Origin of the sequence: Domibacillus sp. 8LH, from assembly GCF_038806185.1 — a bacterium.
In the GTDB taxonomy this organism is placed as follows: domain Bacteria; phylum Bacillota; class Bacilli; order Bacillales; family Domibacillaceae; genus Domibacillus; species Domibacillus indicus_A.
Map to the genome: position 1 here is coordinate 45,800 of NZ_JAVJNG010000018.1, position 22,063 is coordinate 67,862.

17 protein-coding genes and 2 pseudogenes are annotated in these 22,063 nt (G+C 40.5%); 3 read left to right on the plus strand and 16 right to left on the minus strand.

All coding sequences use genetic code 11. The features are described 5' to 3' along the window. Positions 1-97 precede the first annotated feature (97 nt). The 5 genes from RG959_RS17480 to RG959_RS17500 form a co-directional block, all read right to left on the minus strand. The gene (locus RG959_RS17480) at positions 98-1,102 is read right to left on the minus strand and encodes a LacI family DNA-binding transcriptional regulator (protein WP_342798207.1); all 1,005 of its coding nucleotides are present in this window, start codon (positions 1,100-1,102) and stop codon (positions 98-100) included. A gap of 288 nt (positions 1,103-1,390) precedes the next feature. Then, positions 1,391-3,046, minus strand: a complete 1,656-nt coding sequence (locus RG959_RS17485) for a 5'-nucleotidase C-terminal domain-containing protein (protein WP_342798208.1) — start codon at positions 3,044-3,046, stop codon at positions 1,391-1,393. Positions 3,047-3,504: 458 nt separating this feature from the next. Further along, complete coding sequence (gene xylE, locus RG959_RS17490; protein WP_342798209.1) at positions 3,505-4,932, minus strand: D-xylose transporter XylE; 1,428 nt, start codon at positions 4,930-4,932, stop codon at positions 3,505-3,507. Positions 4,933-5,193: 261 nt separating this feature from the next. Continuing rightward, positions 5,194-6,021, minus strand: a complete 828-nt coding sequence (locus tag RG959_RS17495) for a sugar phosphate isomerase/epimerase family protein (protein ID WP_342798210.1) — start codon at positions 6,019-6,021, stop codon at positions 5,194-5,196. A gap of 86 nt (positions 6,022-6,107) precedes the next feature. Beyond that, entirely contained in the window at positions 6,108-7,127 is a 1,020-nt protein-coding gene (locus RG959_RS17500; RefSeq protein WP_342798211.1) for a Gfo/Idh/MocA family oxidoreductase, read from the minus strand. A 482-nt stretch (positions 7,128-7,609) separates the two neighbouring features. Here RG959_RS17500 and RG959_RS17505 point away from each other — a divergent pair, with 482 nt between their 5' ends. Beyond that, positions 7,610-7,996: a VOC family protein gene (locus RG959_RS17505; protein ID WP_342798212.1), complete on the plus strand. Its 387-nt coding sequence runs from the start codon at positions 7,610-7,612 to the stop codon at positions 7,994-7,996. Between the two features lie 630 nt (positions 7,997-8,626). Here the strand turns inward: RG959_RS17505 and RG959_RS17510 are convergent. From RG959_RS17510 to RG959_RS17525, 4 genes are all read right to left on the minus strand, one after another. Then, on the minus strand, positions 8,627-9,829 hold the full coding sequence (locus tag RG959_RS17510) for a Gfo/Idh/MocA family protein (protein ID WP_342798213.1): 1,203 nt from the start codon (positions 9,827-9,829) through the stop codon (positions 8,627-8,629). Between the two features lie 227 nt (positions 9,830-10,056). Then, on the minus strand, positions 10,057-10,923 hold the full coding sequence (locus RG959_RS17515) for an AraC family transcriptional regulator (RefSeq protein ID WP_342798214.1): 867 nt from the start codon (positions 10,921-10,923) through the stop codon (positions 10,057-10,059). Positions 10,924-11,014: 91 nt separating this feature from the next. Then, the gene (locus RG959_RS17520; RefSeq protein WP_342798215.1) at positions 11,015-12,427 is read right to left on the minus strand and encodes a sugar porter family MFS transporter; all 1,413 of its coding nucleotides are present in this window, start codon (positions 12,425-12,427) and stop codon (positions 11,015-11,017) included. Positions 12,428-12,494: 67 nt separating this feature from the next. After that, the gene (locus RG959_RS17525) at positions 12,495-13,466 is read right to left on the minus strand and encodes a sugar phosphate isomerase/epimerase family protein (protein ID WP_342798234.1); all 972 of its coding nucleotides are present in this window, start codon (positions 13,464-13,466) and stop codon (positions 12,495-12,497) included. Positions 13,467-13,977: 511 nt separating this feature from the next. Here RG959_RS17525 and RG959_RS25195 point away from each other — a divergent pair. Next, entirely contained in the window at positions 13,978-14,193 is a 216-nt protein-coding gene (locus tag RG959_RS25195) for a GyrI-like domain-containing protein (RefSeq protein ID WP_369335187.1), read from the plus strand. Positions 14,194-14,387: 194 nt separating this feature from the next. Here RG959_RS25195 and RG959_RS17530 read toward each other — a convergent pair whose 3' ends face one another. The 3 genes and pseudogenes from RG959_RS17530 to RG959_RS17540 form a co-directional block, all read right to left on the minus strand. Continuing rightward, on the minus strand, positions 14,388-14,525 hold the full coding sequence (locus RG959_RS17530; RefSeq protein WP_342798216.1) for a hypothetical protein: 138 nt from the start codon (positions 14,523-14,525) through the stop codon (positions 14,388-14,390). Beyond that, positions 14,494-14,715 carry a substrate-binding domain-containing protein gene (locus RG959_RS17535; RefSeq protein WP_342798217.1) on the minus strand — a complete coding sequence of 74 codons (222 nt, stop codon included), beginning with the start codon at positions 14,713-14,715 and terminating at the stop codon, positions 14,494-14,496. The genes RG959_RS17530 and RG959_RS17535 overlap by 32 nt, the downstream gene beginning before the upstream one ends. 29 nt (positions 14,716-14,744) lie before the next feature. Then, positions 14,745-15,249: pseudogene (locus RG959_RS17540) on the minus strand (substrate-binding domain-containing protein). Positions 15,250-15,903: 654 nt separating this feature from the next. Here RG959_RS17540 and RG959_RS17545 point away from each other — a divergent pair. Then, positions 15,904-16,194, plus strand: coding sequence for a hypothetical protein (locus RG959_RS17545; RefSeq protein ID WP_342798218.1), 291 nt, complete (start codon positions 15,904-15,906; stop codon positions 16,192-16,194). 160 nt (positions 16,195-16,354) lie between these two features. Here RG959_RS17545 and RG959_RS17550 read toward each other — a convergent pair whose 3' ends face one another. From RG959_RS17550 to RG959_RS17565, 4 genes and pseudogenes are all read right to left on the minus strand, one after another. After that, positions 16,355-16,534, minus strand: a complete 180-nt coding sequence (locus RG959_RS17550) for a DUF2187 family protein (protein WP_342798219.1) — start codon at positions 16,532-16,534, stop codon at positions 16,355-16,357. 234 nt (positions 16,535-16,768) lie between these two features. Continuing rightward, positions 16,769-17,923 carry a glucose-1-phosphate adenylyltransferase gene (locus RG959_RS17555; protein WP_342798220.1) on the minus strand — a complete coding sequence of 385 codons (1,155 nt, stop codon included), beginning with the start codon at positions 17,921-17,923 and terminating at the stop codon, positions 16,769-16,771. 758 nt (positions 17,924-18,681) lie between these two features. Continuing rightward, positions 18,682-20,314 (minus strand): annotated as a pseudogene (gene abc-f / locus RG959_RS17560) (ribosomal protection-like ABC-F family protein). 647 nt (positions 20,315-20,961) lie between these two features. Next, positions 20,962-21,990 (minus strand): RNA-guided endonuclease InsQ/TnpB family protein, encoded by a 1,029-nt coding sequence (locus RG959_RS17565; protein WP_342798221.1) that lies wholly within the window; start codon positions 21,988-21,990, stop codon positions 20,962-20,964. Positions 21,991-22,063 lie beyond the last annotated feature (73 nt).

The window sequence follows — 22,063 nt, forward strand, 5'->3', positions numbered from 1 at the left end:
CTCAGCCTGCCACACTCCCTTTACTCACCCTTTTCCCCTAATTTAAGAATAAAAGAAAAAAGAACCATGATCTGGTTCTTTAGAAAAAGGTAAAATATTAACGCTCTTTTTTCTTTGCTGTAGAGTTTCGCACCACCAATTTAGGAGACAAGATGACGCGCTGTTTGGATTCCTTCTTTTTTTCAATTTCTTCAATGAGCAGTTCCACTACTTTTTTTCCCATCTCATCAATCGGCTGGGCAATCGTTGTTAAAGGCGGATCACAGATTGTGGATAAAATGGTATTATCAAATCCGACAATCGACAGCTCATTTGGAACCTGTACATTTAGCCCGCGTGCTCCCTGCAGTGCCCCGATTGCCAATGCTTCCGTAGAAGCAAAAACGGCTGTTGGCGGACTCTGTTTTTTCAATAGGCTCAACATCGCCTCTTTTCCTTCATCAATGGAAATATTGTTATGTATAACAAAGCTTTCATCATACGTTAAGCCGTGTTCTTCAAGCGCATTTCTATAGCCTTGAACCCTTGACCGAACGACTGAATAGGTGGCGTCCTCGGTGATCATCGCAATCTTTTCGTGTCCAAGATCAATTAAATGTTTTGTGGCTTCATAACCGCCTAAATAATCATCTACCAGCACCGTATCTACCGCAAGCGAAGGAACGTCTCTTGAAAGCAAGGCCATCGGAAGATTCGTTTTCATCAGCTCTTTGATAGACTTCTCTTTTTTCAGTCCTGTTGCGACAATGATGCCATCTGTGTACTTTTGCTTTAGAATCGAAATGTATTCCAATTCGTTTTTAATGTCATTGTCTGTGCTGCAAATCATCAGACTGTAACCGTGCCGCTTAAGATGGTTTTCAATGCTGCGCGCTATTTCTGCCATAAACGGGTTAGCAATGCTCGGTATTAAAAGCCCAACCGTTTGAATGCGCTTTTTTACGGATGCGGTAACACTGGGCTGATAATTTAATTCCTGCATCGTTTCCTGCACTTTTTTTCTTGTTTTGTCTGCCAGGTTCCCAGTATTATTAAGCACTTTAGATACAGTAGAAATGGACACGCCTGCTTTTTTAGCTACATCATAGATGGTAGGTTTCATCGTTCCCTTTCCCCTCTTTTCTTTCTCACTGCTTTACTATCTATTTTAACCCATTTTGACTGGAATTAAAGAAGATGCTGTCGTTGAGAAAGCGATTTATAATTGAAGGCTTTAACGGGAATGCCCCACTTTTTTTCCTGCTTTCTTTCGGAAAGGATCGCGCTGTTAAGCTTCAATGTTGTTATTTCATCAATAGTTGACTGAAATAAAAAGAAGAGCAGCTGGTGAAAGCCGCTCTCCTTTTATATCCATTTTAAGTTTAGAACTTCTTGATAGATTTAATTGTTATTATTGAGCAGTCGCCGCAACTGGAGTTACTTCCTTAATACGTCCCTCTTGCTTATATTCAAATGGGCTAGGTAATGTTTTAACATAGTCGACCGTTGCTTGAATATCTTCCGGTCCTACTTCCATGCCGCGGGAAACAGCTGCGATGCCATACTTTGTATTACCAAACATATAATTGTTTACGACCACAGTATACTCTTTTGTTTTATCAATTTTGCTTCCGTCAGGAAGAGTGATATCTACAACTTTTGCTGTGTTTGATTGAGCATCCATCGCGTACGTATAGTTGAATCCAGCAACATGAAAGTCATATCCTGAAGGAGAGAGCTGGTTATTTAATATCGTTTCTAAATCAGTACCTGTTACGGTTACTTTATTTAGCACGTTGCCAAATGGCTGAATAGAGAATAAATCACCAAATGTTACTTCCCCGGCGTCAAGCTGTGCCCTCACTCCACCGCCGTTCATAAGGGCAAAGTCCGCATTCATATTTACCTTCATTCCGTCGGCAATCAAATTCCCTAGCGGCAGGTCACGATAATCCCCTGTATAAGCTTTAGCGGTAGACAGCGTGGTTAAAGAATGCCCAACCACCTCCGCTTTGATGGGTTCCACTAAATCCTTGTACTTATTGATAATGTTTGAAACTTCCGCATCTGGTGTGTAATCCTTTTGATACACGGTCACGATTTCGGCTTGCTTGTTCACGACATCTCCCGAAACTGGATCAAGTTCAAGGTCTACATCAGAAAATGCTGAACCGTATGAATATGATTGCACGATTAACTTGCTGTCGACTACTTTATTGACTTTTGCATGGTTATGGGCAGAAAAAATTACATCTATCTCATCGTCCACATTCTCAGCAATTTTGGACGCATCAAATGCATCACTGTTGCCCGTTTGGGTTGTCGGATTATGAGTGAGTACCACAATGGCCTCCACGCCTTTTTTCTTTAATTTTTCCGCATATTTGTTGATGGCTTCAGCTTCATCCGTGATTTTAAGGGTTTCATTCCCTTTGCTTACGATAATATTAGGTGTTTCTTGGGTCACGACCCCGATGAATCCAATTTTCTTACTGCCTGCTTTTTTAACAACATAAGGCTTTGTGATTAATTCTCCCGTTGCCGTATCAAACGCATTAGCCGCAACGATCGGGAAATTCATTCCATCGTATCCAGGAACCCCTTTTGGATGGTCCCCACCCTCGATCATACGATGCAATTCTTCGATCCCTTCATCAAATTCATGGTTTCCAAGTGTTCCTACGTCAAACCCCATAGATTCCATCACTTCAACAGTTGGCTCATCTTGGAAAGCTGCTGAAACAAGCGGGCTTCCACCAATCATATCACCAGTATGTACTAAAAGAGTATTTGGATTTGCCGCTTCTCTCTGTTTCATCGCTGCAGCCGTGTACTCCATACTTCCGGCAAGCACATTCTCACCATCTAATTTTAATTTTGTTATGGTATCGATTTGCCCATGCAGGTCATTTAACCCCAGCAATTGAACCTTGACTGTATTTGCATTCTGGTTTTCTTTATTCTCTGAAGCAAAAGCGTGAGATGAAACAACAGTAGAGGATAAAACCGTTACCGCTAATGATGCTCGTAAGAATTTCCTTATAGAATCTTTCTTTCTTCTTTTCATATAGATTCACTCTCCCAGCGAAGTGTTCATTTCATAGTTTTAACCAAAATGAGCATATCAGATGAAAGGAGGTTTTTTGTTAAGATTATGTAAGACTTATGTTAAAATTTTAAATTCAAATCAGTTTCCAGACAACCAAATAAATGGCTGTATTAACTTTTATTGTTGTTATGATGCAAAATGACGGGACTTTGTTTAAAAGTCCCGTCATTTTGCATCGTAACCATCACGCATCTTCACAATTTGAACTTCCCGTAGAACCGAAAAAGAGGAAACGCTTTCCTTTTGCTAGATGGCTATGACACATCTCTTGTTTAAAAAGTGTATAAAAAAACGGGTCCAACCTTACATTCATTTTAAGGAAAGCGCTCCATATAAGAAGTGCATTTTAACCACTTGAACGTCCATAGCCGTCTCACTTTGCACCTTAAACTATTTTTTCAGCAGCTTGCATGCACTTATGAACCAACTTTTTTCGGACGCAAATCGGCAGTCGTTTCAGCTTGTGCTGGCTTCCAATGTGTTTCAATCTCTTCTAGTGTTTTTCCTTTCGTTTCAGGCACCCATTTCCATACAAAAATGAAAGCAAGCACACACATCAATCCATAGAAGCTATACGTCATACCAGCGCTTATTTCCAACAACGAAGGGAATGTAGCGGATATCAGTAAATTTGAGCTCCAATTGGCTACTACTGTTATTGCCATCACCTGGCCTCTTATTTTATTCGGGAAAATCTCAGAAGCCAATACCCACGTAAGCGGACCCCATGATAAATTGTAAAAAGCGGCGTAAAGCAAAATCAGTACCAATGCTCCGACTCCCATCGAATCGGCAAACGATAAAGCAGCTACGCCAAACATGCCAACCGTCATTCCAAGCGAGCCAAGAAGCAGCAAACGCTTTCTGCCCCATTTGTCAACGGCTATAAGAGCCAGAAAAACAAAAATGAAGTTGACGACTCCCAGAAGAACCGTTTGAAGCATGGAAGTATCTGCACTCGCTCCCATATCAGCAAATATACGGGGTGCATAGTACAAAATGACATTGATCCCGACAAACTGCTGGAACGCCGCTATTAAAATTCCGACGATGACAACCAGCTTCCCGTATGAAAAAACATGTCCTTTCTGCGTATCCATGGTTTGTTTGACTTCATAATAAATTTCTTTTGCAATTTCTTTTGATCCATTTATTTTCTCTAAAATGTTTAAGGCTTCTTCATCTCTATTTTTTGAGATCAGGTAACGTGGTGTTTCGGGCACTAAAAACAGAAGGAAAAAGAACAAAAGTGCTGGAATGGCCTCAGAGGCAAACATGTATCTCCAGCCTAAATCATTGATCCAGCTGATGCTTTGCCCGGCCGCTATTTTCCAGTTTACAAAATAAACCAGCAGTGTACCAAAAATGATCGCTAAATTATTTAAGGTTACCAACCTTCCTCGAATGTTTGCGGGAGATGTTTCACTAATATACAACGGTCCTAATCCGGAGGCTAAACCAACACCTATTCCTCCAATAATTCTGTATACATTAAACATAACGAAAAGACCGATCGTTGGTTCCCCTTTTTCAAAAAAGAGAAACTCAGGATAACTAGAAAGCACTGCTGAAATAAAAAACAAAACAGCAGCAATGATCAATGAATTTCTGCGCCCTATTCGATTGGCGACAACTCCACTAATCAGTCCACCCACAATACATCCAATCAAAGCGCTTGATACCGTCAGTCCATGAAACATGGTATTTAACCCAAGCTTCTCGATAAAGTAGAACTGGAGAGATTGTTCCGCACCGGATATCACTGCTGTATCGTACCCGAACAACAAACCTCCTAATGCAGTAATGGCCGTTAAGTAAATGATATATTTCATGTTTGGTTTCATTGTTCAACCTCACTCTCATCATGAATTTGACAGAGAAAATTCCAAGAAACATTTTTCCGATTACTGGAATAATAGCATTTCAATGATCAAATGACCTGGTGCTTAGACTCACACATTAAACTTTAATCGTCCCCTTTAAAATGATCTTTCCCATCGGGCATTGAGAGCGATTTTCTTGTCTGGATTCATGGAATATTGCCATGAACCCAGATAAGTTTGTTTAAACAGCTTGTTTTAAAATAAAGATATAAAGGGTCATTTTTAAGAACCTACTTTAGCTAGATCCCATTCCTTTATTTTTTGCAAAGAATCCTTGTAGTACCCTGCTACAACTTCTACATAATTCCTGTCTTTAACTGGCGTAAATGGATTTGGACCTTCGGCTGTCATTTCCATAATGATCGGCCCCTTATATCCGATTTCATGCAAAGCCTCAATTTGGCCTTTAATATCTGCATGTCCGTTGCCAACCGCTTGTCTGTTCGAATCTGCCACATGATAAACACCCAGTTTGTCCTTTGTCTCCTTCAACGCCTTAATCGGGCAAGGTTCTTCAATATTCATATGGTAAGCATCTAACAGCACATTAAACTTTTCGCTTTTCACTTCGTCCAGTAAACGCAGCGCTTCTCCCGCTGTAACAACCTGGTGGTTTTCATAACGATTCAGTACTTCAAACACGACCTCAATATCAAGATCCTCTGCTCTTTGCAGGATCGTCGATGAGCTTTTCACAAGCAAATCCCAATCTTTTGCTGAGTCTCCACATCCTTGCGTTTTCCCCACGTCACCATGAAGACAGATTCTTTGAGCACCCAGCTCCTGCGCCCAGCTCAATAGATCCAAAAAATATTGAACCGCACTGGAGCGAACCTGTTCATCAGCACTGGAAATATCCACATTATCAGGGGTGACGGATAATACTTTTAAATCATGCTTCCTTAAGATTGCTTGCAATTCAGCTGGATCTTGGGACAAGTTTCCTTGAACTTCTACTCCGCTTACGCCAATTTCTTTTGCAAGCTTACATTTTTCTTCGAAGGCGATTTCTCCAAATGTCCAAAGGCAAAGACCATACTCTCTCACCATTTTTTCCCTCCACACATCAAGTAGTTTGAATTATCCGAAATTTAAAGACGTTAATCGGCCTATTCGGCGGCTCTCCTGTCCCCTCTTTAAATGAAAACAGGGCTCTTGATTTTGACCGGACGATTGGTTTTAACCGACTCTATACTAGCAAGAGCGATTTGCAGCGCCCAGCGTGCATCTTGTGCGGTCGCATAAGGCTGCGTGTTGTTGATCACACAATCAGCAAAACTTCTTAATTCGTCAACGTAAGCATCAAACAGTAAATCCTGATCATAACGGGATGTATCAAAACTTACACCATTTTGGTCGTATCTTGTCATGCTGGATTGACGTATTCCACCGGCAGTCAGCATGCCGTTTGAGCCAAATACTTCGCCCCGAATGTCGTATCCATATACGGCCTGGAAATTGGCTTCTGCTGTAGCCATAGCTCCATTGTCAAATTTCACCGTAACAAGCGCTGTATCTAATAGTCCGCTTTCTTTCAAATCCGGACGAATCAGTGCATCCGCCATTGCATACACTTCAACCGGCTTTGCACCAGGATTTAAATACATAAGGGTATCAAAGTCATGAATGAGGGTTTCTAAGAAAATCGTCCATTCTGGAATAGATTCCGCTCTATTCAGTTTTGGATCTCTTGTCGTTGATTTTATTAATTGCGGGGTGCCTATTTTTCCGGAAACGATTTCTTCATGAGCTGCTTTAAACCCTTTTTCAAATCTTCTATTAAATCCTACCTGCATGACCGTGTTTGTTTCCTCTACTGCCTGCACAATGGCATTAGCTTCTTCTAAGTTTACTGCCATTGGCTTTTCACAAAATACCGCTTTCTTGTGTTCAATCGCCGCAAGAACGCTGCGTGCATGCGTCCGGGCAGGTGAAACAATGACCACAGCATCTACCTGCGGATCTTGAATCAAGTCCAGGGGGTCTGTATACGTTTTCGCATCTATATTTAACTTTTTCACTAAATTTTCTGCAGCACCAGGAACCGGATCTGCAACCGCATACAAATTAGCCTGTGGTACACGGTAAGCAATGCTTTCTCCATGAAAAGCGCCCATTCTCCCGGCACCGATTAACCCAATGTTTACTTTATTCATAACAATCCCTCCAAAATGGTTTATATCCCTGTTTAAACTAGGAAAGAACTTTCCTTTGAATCAGATTGTAAGCCATTACAAAATATTAGTCAAACGTTTTTTAACTTAAAAAAACAAACCACTTTGCATTATCCCTGTAATTATTGATTATATTAGCTGGATTATTAGCTATTTCATTATCCGATTTACTATAAAACTAAGAAATATCAAGGAAACAACTTTCCTGATTTCCAACTAAATGAATTCATTTCTTTTCCGCTTATCATTCGCCAAGACAGCTCATTGTTTTGAGGTTTTTAAGTTGTGTACGCAGGCAGATGAGAAGTGGCGGTATTTTTCATGCATGCTGCTAATTTTTTAATGTTTAGGCTCTGTGAAAGGCGGCTGTTGATTTTCCTGTTAACTTAACGGTGCATTGTTCAAGAGGATTTTTCTTTCAAATAGCGAATAGTTAAAGTAAAAGTGGAGGAGTGATGAAGTTTATGATCAGCAAAGTCGGACAAATTATGTTGTATGTAAACAATCAAGATGATGCAGTGAATTTTTGGACAGAAAAAGTAGGGTTTCACGTTGTTTCTGAAGAGAATAATGGGCAAGGAATGAGATGGATCGAAATAGCTCCAACAAAAGATGCAGAAACAAGCATTGTGCTGCAAAATAAAGAACTCGTTGCTAAAATGTCCCCTGGGTTAAATCTTGATACTCCTTCATTGATGTTTTTTACTGCAGATTTCGACCAGTTATATAAAGACTTATTAAATAAAAATGTTACAGTCGGAGAAATAGTCAATATGCCTTCAGATAAAGGAAGAGTATTTAACTTTGCTGACAATGAAGAAAATTACTTTGCGGTACTGGAAAAAAATTAATAATCTATATTTCCCTAAAAGCTGCGCTAGTTGAAGAACAAAGCTCAAAAAGCCGTTTAAAAAACGGCTTTTTTTGTTTGAAAACCAAAGTGGAATACAACACATTTTTATTTTAAAATACGCAAGTCTTTTCTGTTCAGCTCACTTTCAACCTTTTTACTTTTTTATATAAATGCGTTTTTATTACATCATGCCCAGAAAGGCAACTTTGATCTTTCTTAGGCAACAGCTTCTTTTGCACAACTCTCTCTCCCTGCACTTATATTTTCTTTTGTATATATGTATATTCATATATACATATATTTGTATATGAATATACATACGACCTCTCTATTACAAAAAACAGCATTAGATGATGAGGTATATTCTTAATCTATTACGATCCGATACATAGGAAAAATGAGAACACTGATACAAAAGAAAACGAAACTTAGATCATTTTGAAGGTCTATTTACTGCAAAACAAAAAACCCGCTTCTGGGCGGGTTTTTTTGCTTAAGCTAACCAAGAACAAAAAAGTCGTTAAAAAACAAATCCGGACATCTATATCGTTGTGAAAATACTCATTGGTTCTCTTTCACTTTTTCATAATCGCAATCTGATTTAACCGGCTTTCAACATTTTTGTAACTTAATTTAGGTTTAAAGCCGGCTGGTCAGCATAATCAATCCATGTAGCACCGTTTTCGGCAGAACGAACACAGTTTTCAATCCAGCGAATGCCGTCGATTCCAGCGTCAATGTCCGGATACACTAGATTTTTTACTGTTTCTTCATCGCTGCGGTTTTTCGCATCCATTGCGATCGCAAATTTAAGGTAGATATTGGACCACGACTCAGACAGCCCTTCCATATGCAAAGCGCCCAGACGCTCATCGGCGTTGCAGCTTTCATCCAAGTAAGGCATGGCGCGGATCAGTGTCTGAATCGGCTCACCCTGCACTTCATAACGAAGTTCATGCGGCTTGCTGTCCCACCACTCCAGGCTTGCTTTTGAGCCGACAATACGGATGCGGTGTCCGTCCATGCAGCCTGCATCGACAGAAGATGTCCATAGTCTGCCTACCGCCCCGTTTTCATAATGCATCATGACGTAAGCATTGTCCTCCAGCGGCGCCCGGCTGCTGATAAAGCTCTGGCGGTCGCAAAGCAGCTTCTTAATCTTCATGTTCGGCATGATAAGCTGTGACATGTAATACGTGTGGATCGAAAGGTCGCCTAGAACAAAGGTCGGTCCAGCAATCTTCGGGTCCACCCGCCACTTTTGTGCATCGCTGAATTTGTCCGCTTCGTCTGTCGCACTAAAACCGTGTGTATACTGCAGTTCTACCATGCGGATATCGCCGATTTTGCCCTGCTCGATCATCGCACGCATCTGAAGCAGCAGCTGGTTGCCGGAGAATCCGTATGTAACGCCGACAATTTTTCCTTGCTGCTCGGCAAGCTGCTTGATTTCTTCCCCTTCCGCTGACGTGAAGAATAACGGCTTTTCACAGATGACATGAAGGCCTGCCTCGAGCGCAGCTTTTGTGATTTCATAATGTGTGCCATTTGGTGTGGCAATCGATACGACTTCCAGGCCGTCTTCTCTTCTCGCTTCTTCTGCAAACATCGTACGGTAATCCGGGTAGCAGCGGTTTTCTTCCACACCCAGGTTTACGCCAAAATCCTTCCCGCGTTCTGGATCAATATCAAAAGCACCTGCTACTAATTGAAAAGCAGTATTATCACGCAGGGCACCAATACGGTGCTTATAGCCAACTTGCCCAAGCCGTCCTCCTCCAACCATTCCCCAGCGCAGTGGTCTTGCGATCTTTTTTTCACCATTCAACATATCGAAAACTCCTCTCCATTTTTAGAAATGATGTCAGACATTTGTTACGAACGCTTTCTCTTCTTAAAAAGAAAGCCTATTCAATATCGAAACTCTACAATTTCATTATAAGAACGGTCTTTATTTTTGTATTTAGATTATCAAGTCGTGATGTTGTACTTTTAAGACATATTGAAACGCTTACTTTTTATAAGACTCTGATTTACTGCATTTCGTTTGAACTTTCCTCAAACTTGGTTTCGTCTCCTGTATTCAGCGGGTGTGATGCTTGTTTCCTGCAGGAAGACCCGGCAAAAATAATGAACAGAAGTGAAACCGCACTCGTATGCAATCGATGTGATTGAGCGGTTTGTAGACCTGATTTTTTTAGAAGCTTCCCTTACCCTTTCCTGCCGCACATAAGAGGTATAGGACATACCGGTTGTCTCACTGAATAAGCGCGATAAATGACGCGGAGAAATATGAAAAAAGCGGGCCACCTCGTTTAAAGAAAGCGGCTGGGCTAAATTATCCTGGATAAATCTTTGGGCTTTCTCGATCATCTGCTCCTTATTGTCATAAAACGGCCGAGGCTTTTGATGATCCCGTACTCCACAGAATAAAGCCTGAAGGGACAGCATAAGAGACAGGCTGATCGCTTTCAAAACCTCTGACGAAGACTGCTGCTCAGCATGTTTCATTAAGGTCTTCCATAACAGTACCGCTGGCTCGTTTTCCGAATTAGGAAGGTAAACGTTTTGCTCGTTTGCTAGTTCCTCAAACAATAGCTGCTGTTCCCGTGAAGTATTCTCTTTTTCTATTTCAAAGGCAGCCCATAAAAGGTATAAATTCTTTCCTTCATAGATTTTATGGAGCTGGTTGGGACGAGAACAGAAAAACGTTCCTTTTTCGAGAAGAAAATCCTGCCCATTTTCGAAGTAAAGACCGGTGCCGTCTACTACATAACAAATTTCAAAAAATGAATGTTTATGAAGAGGGGTATCCACATGCTTTCTGTCAGCTCCCCAATAGTGAACGCGGATAGAAAGGTCTTTTCCTTCACAAAGATTAGCCCCACGCTGCAAGGATCGAATAGCCATACTTAAATTCATCATGCAGAACCTCCTCAATAAACCGGTTTCGAATATAATAACGTTCCGTACAGATCGTATAAACTATATCCATTTTATACGAAAAAGCATGTCGTTAAAGGACATTTTTAGATGTATTCTTTTGAATTTGTCTATTATCGTAAGAACGGAAAGAAAACTCTAACTCTTCCAGTGTCCGATCTTTTGTTTCAGGTAAAAATCTCTTCACAAATGCAATTGCGGCAAGACCCATAGCCGTGAAGAAAAAGAAAGTCGTCGATAAGCCGATGTTTTCGAGCAGCACAGGAAACGTCAATCCAATAAAGAAATTTGCGATCCATAAACAAAATACGCTGATCCCCATTCCTAGGCCTCTCAGACGTAACGGGAATATTTCGGCAAGCATAAGCCATGTGACGGGGGCAACAGCTCCCTGCATAAACGCAAGAAAAGTAACAGTCAAAGAAAGAACCACATAAGGAAGTGCACCGCTTCCATCGAGCACGTTAGAAAAGATCCCAATCAGCAGCAACGAAGTTGTAGTGCCGGCAAGTCCAACTAAAAGCATCGGTCTGCGCCGTACTTTGCCGAGAAGTACGATCCCTACACAAACAGCAATCACCGAAATTAAACCATTGGCAATGTTGGCTATCAAGGCTGCTTCTGTTTGAAAGCCTGCATCTTTTAGAATTTCAGTACCATAATACATAATCGAGTTAACACCCGTAATTTGCTGTACAACTGCAATACCAATTCCAAGGAAAACGATACGGCGTATCCATGGAACAGCCAAGTCCTGCAATGCGGCTTGTTTGACTTTTGCTTCATTCAAAACCGTACCCTTGATTTTGTTAAACTCTGCCTGCGCCTGCTCTTCTGTACGTATTTTTCGAAGAACCACCAGGGCTTCTTCGTCTTTCCCTTTTGAAAGAAGCCAGCGCGGACTCTCTGGCATTCTGATCATCCCAACAAACAGGAATACAGCTGGCAGCGCTGCGATGGCAAGCATGTAACGCCAAACGTGAATGTTGTCAGACATCATATTGCCCAAGGCAGCATTGCAGACAAAAGCCAGCAGCTGACCGCCAACGATCATCAATTCGTTTTGCGTCACCATTCGCCCCCTGCTCTCCACTGGAGAGATTTCAGCTAAATAAGTCGGAACGGTTACCGATGCACCGCCAACGGCAAGCCCTAACAAGAAGCGGAAAATGACCATGGCCGTGACGTTAGGAGCAAGTGTACATCCCAGAGCCCCAATAAAGAAGAATACGGCCAGGTATAAAATATTTTTTCGACGCCCATTGTGATCAGACAGCCTGCCACCCACTACGGCACCCAATGCAGCCCCAAAAAGCAAAGAGCTTGCGACAAGACCTTCCGTAAATGAGTTAAGCCCCAGCGCTTCTGACATGAAAGGCAAAGCACCATTGATCACCCCGGTATCGTATCCGAAGAGAAGCCCGCCGAACGTAGAAATAACAATAATAGTAGTTAAAAACGACTTCTGATTTCTCTGTTCACTCATATAAATCTCTCCCTTCAAGTGTAATGCTTTTCCGTGGCCGTCATAATCCTTTTTTTATGCCTATAGATCAGTTAACAAGTACCGTACGTAGTTTTGTTTCGAAGTCTCTTGGCAATGTTTCTTTCAATATATCCATTGATTTTTTCACACCTGTCAGCGGCTCCATCGTTAAATCTTCCATTTCAAGCACGACCGGTCCTTCGTATCCAGTCATCTTCACAACCGTGAAGAATTCTTTCCAATAAGCTGCATCGTGCCCGTAGCCAAGCGCTACATAGTTCCATGAACGGGACGCAAAGCTTTCCATTGGCTTCACATCAATCAATCCCTGTGCATCCACAATTCCGCGCTCTAATCGTACATCCTTCGCATGAACATGGTAGATTGCGTCTCCAAGCGTCCGTGCTGCCGCAATGGGGTCGCCGCCCATCCAGAACAAGTGGCTCGGATCAAGGTTCATACCGACCATGCTGCCGACTTCCTTACGCAGCTTCAACAATGTTTCTGCGTTATGAACGAGGTTGTAGCCAAGGTTTTCAATGGCAATTTTCTGAACGCCGTATTCTTTCGCTGATTTCACCGCTTTCTCCCAGTAAGGAAGCGCTACTTCATTCCACTGCCAGTCAAGCATGTTAAAATGCTGCGGCAGGATCGGGTGTGTGATCCAGTTTGGTGTTTGCTCATTCGGTCCCCCGCCCGGGCATCCGGACATCATTACTACGGTTTCAACCTCTAAAAGGCCAGCAAGCTGAAATGTTTTTTCAACGCCCGCTTTATGTAATGTGCCTTCTTCTGACGGGTTCAGCTGATTGCCTGAGCAGTTCAGCGCAGCAATACTGAGGCCGCGTTTTTGGATAGCATCCATAAACTGCTCACGTTTGATAGCGCTTTCTAATAATTCATCGATATTTACATGCGGTGCTTTTGACCAGTTGCCGCATCCAAGCTCCAGCAATTCAATTCCCAGCTCTACGCACGTATCGAGCATTTGCTCGAATGGCATGTATCCTAAAATATCTGTTACTAAACCTGTTTTCATCATAATCAAATTCCTCCTATATATTTAGTAAGATTAATGCGAAGGGAAAAAATATTCTCTGTAAAAAGAAGACAAGCTTAAATCTACCTTTTTAACTTTTAAGGTCTTCTCTCACTTAAAAATCGCTTCATTGAATTTTCAGCCTTCCCCTTTTAAAACTGATCTTTCTCAGTCAAACTCAATGATGAAATCGTTATCATTTTGTACAAAATAAGAAAGATCTTATTGCTTATATTCGTAATTATAGGACAGGAAAGAAAATATGTATTTACACTATAAGGTCTTTTCATTGTACTTTAAGGACATTCTCACTGAATCTATTTAAAAAAGCTGATTCAAATGGATACATTTCAGTTTAACTTTTTGGAAGGCTTGATCATTTTCTCAGTCTCAAATGCTTATTTTTCGCTTAACCTGCCACTTTATTGGATCTGTATATGGTTTGCGTATTTTACACAATGCTTTTTTTTTTAAAAAACTAAATGATTATATTTTTATAATGCAGTAAATATTGCCACTGAAAGTCAGCGAAGGCGAATTCTTCGGTAGAAAATACGCTATTCATGAAGTGAAATGCACAACAGAAGACATTCAAAAAGCATGGAATAACACCTTTTCTGAGCTGTCAAACCGCGTTTATCAGATTGACGGTCGGCCTGCATTTGAAAGGTACAGCGAGGAAATTATCTCCAATCCTATTTGCAAAATCTACGTGCCTATAAAATAATGGCCATTCTGGTTGTAGTGAGTAAAGTGACTAAACTTTATTTAAACCAGCAATTGCAGGTTGTTTCAAAACAAACAAAAGCCTCTGTCTAAGCAGAGGCTTTTGTTTTGGAACACTCATTATATTTCTTTGCGATGGTAATTCAAATTCATTACTGCCAGAGCCCTTTCTTCCTTCTCAGGAACATGGATGCTTTACTCGTATTTAGCCGCAAATTCATCCACGTTTTCCGGGGTCACCAGCTGATACGGAATGATCGCATCTTCTACTTCTTCCCCGTTTGCTGCTTTAACAGCTGTTTCAATACTCGCTTTTCCCTTGGCCGGCTGCATCCTGAAAGACGGTAACCTTTAATTTTCCTTCTTTCATCATATCTAAGGCTGCTGGTGTGGCATCAATGCCTGCTACTACGGTATCCTTGAGTTTTCCTTCCGATTCCAACGCCATAATGGCACCAATCGCCATTTCATCATTATTAGCGACGACCGCATCAATCTTGCTTGACTGCATCCAGTTTTCCATTAATTCCATACCTTCCGGACGTGACCAGTTTAGTTTGCGGATCCTTGTTTGACTACTTTCATGTCTGGATGTTCTTTAATAATCTGCATATTTCCTTCTGTCCGCTTAATTTGTGCTTCATGGCCCAGTGTACCATCTATAATGGCGATATTTCCTTTTCCATTCAGCAGTTTTGCGACTTCTTCCATTTGCAAAATGCCAGATTCAATCGATTCAGACCCTGACAATATCCATGGCCGCGACGGTATCAACTGGCGTGAAAATAATGGCATCTACGCCGCGCGCAACAAAGTTTTCAATATCCCCTTTTTGAGTCGAACTGTCGTTTTGAGCATCTGCGTAAACAAATTCAATATCAGGATGCTTTTTTTGTTCTTCTTCCATCGCATCGATAATATAGGTACGGAATTCATCACTAAAGTTCTGCAGGGAAATACCGATTGTTTTTTTATTGCTGTCTTCCCCGCTGCATCCTGCTAGTACAACTGACAATAATAAAATAAAAACCGTGATCCATTTACTCGCTGTTTTCATTTAAAATCCCCTCCCTATAATCAATCATTAAAGAAAGCGATTACTAAAAAGGGTGACTTTTCTTCTTATTTCTTGTCACTGCCCCTTTCTGTATAAAGCGATTACTAGGTAATCGCCATCAATAATTACGATCGTTTTCATCGGCGTCTTTCCTTTCTAATTCAAATAGTAAAGTGAGAAAGCGTTTTTGTATTTATCCTTTGACGACTACTTTGTACATTTTCAAGCCACAATGACGAAAAATCTTCTCTAAAAAAGAAAAAAGCCAGGCGGGAAACCTGACTGCAAAATTGTTTAGATATATTGGAGTTGGGATGTTTGTACGAAAAGTATTAGGATAAAACAACAGCAGCTTCATATCCCCATTTATTGTTCTTAAACACAACCTCATATTTTGTATATGCATCTACACACGTATATCCATCTACTTCTTACAAAAATATGATGTTACATCTATATCTTCCTTCTCTTCATAGTCAGTTCTTTTTTAAAAGAAGAAAATCACTACTAAAAAACAAATTCCCCACAATAACCAAATCCGGCTTATTGCAATAATCATCCTTTGTATGTTGGTCCCGCATAAGTTTTCATTTTCTCTTCATAATAAATGTAAAACCGAATGAACGTAGTTTAAATAAAGGGAAGACGATCTCTGTGAATAAAAAAGCGCTAAGCGAACAAGAATGGGTATATGATTATGTTAGAAACCGACAGGATCCCCTGCCTCTTGTTTTGGGTACAGGAGGCACCTGGGGCATAAGCGGAAAAAAGAGCATTATCTTAGTGGCTTTTACCCTGCCGGATATCATCGTTTTGAGAGACCTGCATAACGCGGCTCAAAATCCCATCCGGAAGATGACATATAAGGATATTGTTTATTTTGCGGTTAATATCGTGGACAAAAAGCAAGTGGAATCCATCATGGATGACTGGAAAGAAAGATAACTGTTCCAGTATTTCCTCCTTTTATAATCATCCGTGTTTTACCGTAAAAAGCTTCCTTAAAGCCTTTTTGAAGATAGGATTATTAGATACTAATCAATAAGTATTCTACAAAAAACAAAAGGGCAAACAGACATTGAAGTCTGTTTGCCCTTTTTCATTATTAAGAAACAACTGTGTACCTTTTATGATTAACCACCGTGCGGTTTCCTTCATATTCAAGTGGCGTTTGATTTTCCGTAATCGCCACAATAACCGAGTTTTCATTCACTTTTTGAACGACGCCTTTGATTCCATTATGGAATTCAATGATGCTGCCTACTTCCGCTATCTTCTTTGCCATCTCTGTCATCCTTTCTCATCAAACGAAACCAGCTTTTATATGTTTGCTTCCGATATTTTTGTAAAATTGTCCTGATACACCCAATGAAACATAGAACTACATTTCATTGGACGAAAAGATACTGTTGAATTTATCATGATTCAGCCAGCAATTCTACCAAAATGCTCGGACAGCACTTTCCATTCCATACGCTAGAAAGCCAGCTCCCCCCAAGGTGCCTGCGCTCAATTACGCTTAGACGTTAAGTGACTCTTTTGCATGGGCCGCCACAAAATCCTTTGTGATCAGCAAGATGTCCGCCGATTCATTCCGAATCACCATGTTTTCCGGCACTTCAACGTTTTCCATCACGATTGCTCGCTCAATAAACGCACCTTTTCCTATGTACGCATTTGGCATCACCACTGAATCTTTCACAACCGCTTTTGCATCAACGGTTACATTCTGAGATACGACAGAGAATTGAACTTCGCCGTCAATGATACATCCTTCATTTAAGATGGAATGCTTAACGCAGGCATTTTTCCCTGTTACCTGCGGCGGCAGGCTCTTGTTGGCCGAGTAAATAGGCCAGGAACGATCATGCAGATTCAGCTCATTTTCATCGCTTAGCAGATCCATATGGGCTTCCCAAAGGCTTTCGATTGTGCCTACGTCTTTCCAATAGCCTTTAAACGGATAAGCAACTAGTTTTTGCTGATCTTCAAGCATGGCTGGAATTACGTCTTTTCCGAAGTCATTAGAAGAATCCGGATTGCTTGCATCCTGTTCCAGATATTTCTTTAAAACAGACCATTTAAAAATATAAATGCCCATTGAAGCCAGGTTGCTTTCCGGTTTCTTTGGCTTTTCATCAAAGCGCGTAACCTTGTAGTTTTCGTCTGTATTCATAATGCCAAAGCGGCTTGCTTCGCTCCATGGCACTTCAATCACAGAAATGGTTACATCTGCTTTTTGTTTAATATGGTAGTCTAGCATTAAATCGTAGTTCATTTTATAAATGTGATCACCGGATAAAATGAGTACATGCTCCGGGTCATATTGCTGGAGATAGTTGAAGTTCTGATAAATGGCACTCGCTGTACCCGTGTACCAATTGATTTCTGAAGCACTAGCATAAGGCGGCAAAACCGTGACTCCCCCGTTGCTGCGGTCTAAATCCCATGCCCGGCCATTTCCGATATAAGAGTTTAAAACAAGCGGCTGGTACTGCGTTAGAACGCCAACCGTTTGGATACTTGAGTGAGCACAGTTTGACAGTGGAAAATCAATAATCCGGTATTTCCCGCCGAATGGCACTGCTGGTTTTGCCAGATTTTCTGTCAGTTCTTTTAATCTGCTTCCTTGTCCTCCCGCCAAAAGCATGGCAACGCATTTTTGTTTTGTCATGTTGCTCCATCTCCTTTTCTCTTCTATATATTCATTTTGACCTAGTATGCAAGTTAGCTGGATTCCGCGTATCACCTTGTAAGCTCCAATTAATAGATTTCTACACCTCTACATTCAACACCTCTACATTCGACAAAAATAGACAAAATATTTTATATATTCTGATAAGTCGACAAGCAAATAGAGCATGACCAAAAAGAACTCACCCTATAGGCTGGTTCCTTCTTAGCATAATTCCCTATTAAAAAATCGTTTCGATGAAATACTGGTTAAAGAATAGTTTTATATTTTACAGGGATGTACCTGGATTGCATTAGAATGCCTAAGATACATCTATAAGCCCAGCTATGAGAAATGATAGAAAGCTGGTTAAGTGGACACATAAAGGAGTTTTAAAGCGGTTTCATTACTGTGCTTATTGTACAAGGATTTGTTTGGAATTACAATATTTTTCTAAAAAAGTATCTATATTTTAAAAAAGGAAATACATTAAAATCAACAGCTATTCTTATCGTTATCCGTTTGATCAAGATAAACTGGCCGAAAATTGGAGATTGTAATAAAAGAAGAAAGAGATGCTGACATAGGCGTGCAAGCAGCTGGATACGCATGGAATCTTTCAGTCTCTTATCCTCCTTGTTACTTGGCAGCGTTTATGAACAACTAAATTAAACTTAGAAAGACCTTTTCGACTTTGCACGATTCCTTCTTCAGCTGGAGTAAAATCAGTTGAAGAAGGAACTTTTTTATAAGATTCTTTATGAAAGTTCATTTATTTGCTTCGTAAGTTCATTGAATTTCTGGTCAAGCTCTGCGTATGCTGCATCCTTTGGGGTCATAAAGCTCAGCTTTCCTAACACTTCTTGTCTTTCTGTTTCAAGCTTTAACCGTAATTCAGCCAGATTATCTCTTTTTGGGCTGCACTTTATCCAGTTGTTTTTGCACGGTAGATTTCGTTATAACAAGTTTACTGCTGGTCGTTTTTTCTACAAAATGCTTATCATGAGAAACAACGATTAACGTTCCGTTATACTGCGCTAGGGTATCCTCGAGCTGTTCGCGTGAAGGCAGGTCCAGGTGATTGGTCGGCTCATCTAAAATAAGCACATCTTTTTCTTCTAAAATATATTTCATCAACTTGCACTTCACACGCTCTCCCATGCTCATATGTCGAATGGGTTCTGCCCACTGAGAAGCTGTAAATCCTAAATGCTTCATTAAGGTTTGAACCCTTCCTCTCGCCTCGAATGTTTCCTGGATAAAAAGCTGCTCTGGAGTTTGGTCAAGCGGTAAATCAAACACTTCCTGAGTTAAATAGCCAACATTTGCAGACGGTGACATCCATACCTCCCCTTGAGCTGGTTCTTTTCCAAGCATTATGTTCAATAACGTAGTCTTGCCGCTGCCATTTGGACCTGTGATTGACACTTTTTCGCCATGCTGAATCGTAAAATTGACGTTTCTGAAAAGTGTTCGTCCGTTAAATGACTTTGTTACATTTTTGATTTCTAAAAAGCGTTTTCCTGTCTTATGATCTGATTTGATGGAAAAACGCACCGTATATTCTGGCTCAACCGGTTCAACTTTTGCCCTTTGGAGCTCCCTTTCCAAACGCTTTTGTTTTGATTTTACTTGAGTGTCCATTCGCTTTGCTTTTGCCCGGTAGTATTCTTTTACTCCTTCCTGTTTCGTTGATTGTGCATGGGCTTTTTGGGACCAGGAAGTAAGATTGTACATTTGGTCTTCGATTCGTTTAATCATTTTTTGCTGTTTTTCATATTCCCCTTGCTGAGTGAGTCTTTTCTGTTTACGATCCTCCATATAGCTGGAATAATTTCCTTTGTGTTCTATAAGCTTTTTTCCTTCGATGGACCAGATTTTCGTAGCAACCGCATCTAAAAAATGACGATCATGCGAAACCAACATAATGGTGCCTTTATAATGTTTAATTTGTCTGGCGAGAAATTCTATACTTTGTTTGTCGAGATGGTTTGTCGGTTCATCTAACAGTAAAAGGTCGCCATCTTTTGAAAATCCTTGGGCAAGCCGTGCTTTCAATTTTTCCCCGCCACTTAAATGCGAGTACTCTTGTTCTGGCACGCTCCATTTTTCTAACAGCCTGGCCTCGGAAGGTGTTTTATCTTTAAACGAATGTGACTCGGTTTCTTGTTCAACCATGACCAATTTCGGATCTGGCTGCAGCCACTCTATGTGTCCTTGTGTTGGGGTTAAGTCACCATGGATTAATTGCAGTAAAGTGGATTTTCCCGCACCATTTTTACCAATTAAACCGATCACATCTCTTTTTTGAACGCTTGCATTTGCTCTCTCAAAAACCTTGAAGTCCCTTATTTCATAACCCATATTGGATAACTTTAATAATTCTTTCATATCATCGTCCCTTTCATAAAGGGAGAATAAAAAAACCCTCCCAGTTAGTTGGAAGGATTAGCCATACCTTTGCATGATGAAATAAGCTATTTTCAATAATAGCTGTATAACGTATTAAAGATGGGCAGACTAATCCTATTTTTTGTGATTTGAAATATGCGGTTTCAAATTCGAAAAATAAGATTAGTTAATCATCGTCCACCCATCATTCCTTTCTGCATGTTAATTAAAATGATTGTAGCACAAGCTTATCTGTAAAACAAAAGGAAATAACAATATCTACCTAGCATTTCCTTAAATCAGCAAATTCTTTTTCCATTATACAACGACGTGACTTACTTATATTCTAAAGTAAAGTTCACAAATTTATCACTTATGCAAAAAATTTTAGACCGATATAATTACATTTATCTTAAAAAGGAAAGATGTTTTTGTTTGCCTATTGACACTCCCACGGCTGAAGCCGCAAGCCCTTCACCTTGCGGTGAAACGGGCGGGATTCTGAAGTGCGAAACCATTCACTGTCCATTTCTGTTTAGAACTCACCTTCAGTTAAGGGCGGTGTCATCAGCCCATCCTGCTTCGTTATGTATGCCTTCGGCATACATGTACCTTACAGGCGGTCCCGCTGTTACCACAGGACTAGGTTAAGCTGCTTGCTTGTTTTTCTTTTTTGAAAGGCCGCTAATGGCTTTCGAAATATTAATGGACGCGTTGGCATCAGCGTGAAGTGTATATTGACATTTCACACACGAAAACGTGTGTCTTTTTCGATTCTTTTTATCAACATGACCACATTTACACGTTTGGGAAGTGTGATGTGGATTCACGTACTCGACTTGAATACCAGCCATTTTGGCTTTGTATTCAATAAACGTTTGAAGCTGATAGTGAGACCAGGAGTGCAGGTTTCTTCCTGCGTCTTTTTTTGATTTTGCTTTACAGCGAATACCCGTCAAATCTTCCATTCGAATGCAGTGAACACCGTTCTCTGCAGCCAAATTCACGATTTGCCGGCTCATTTTATGATTTAGATTTTTCATCCACTGTGATTCTTTGTTTTTGGATTTTTTAATAACGGAGAGAAGCTTTCGCTTTCCTAACTTTTTTCTTCTTGAAGAAAACGTTCTTCGAATGAAAGCAGCCTCGTTTCCGTGAAAGAAGAGCGTTTTCGTACCAATTGAAGCAGCAGCTCGTTTTGGCTCAAAGGAAATAGAAAGCGAGATATACCATTTTCCTTTTTTCTCATACAGCTCAGCAGCTCCTTGTTTTGCCTGCCCGAAAAGAATTTTATCCAGCCAGTGCTGCTGATATACTTCTGCAATAACCGGCACACCAATTCTCTTTTCTAACGTAGGGAAAGACAGCTTATATAAACCGTTTTCCTTTTCGATAGCGAGGTTTTGATTGTTAAAACCGCACCAAAAACGGCGAAACGTTTTTGCTTTTTGATTCTTTTTCTTAGATTTCACTTCACGGATGGTTTGATTTACCACTGCCGAAGGTAGTTTTTCTTGAGAAAAAAGCTTGTAGACCTTAGACGTTGCTTTAGATAGTTCTTCATAACTTAGCAGCCAGTTTGAAAAAGATGTGTTTAATTCGGTCATTTTTTGATACATATGTTTCTTTGTTTCCGTTGGTTTCATCAACTCTAACCGTAGTGAAATGGTTTCCACTTTTGAGTCTTATTTCCAATTTTCTGTTATAGAACAAGTATACCAAATGGGTGTTCGATACGCAAATACTAAA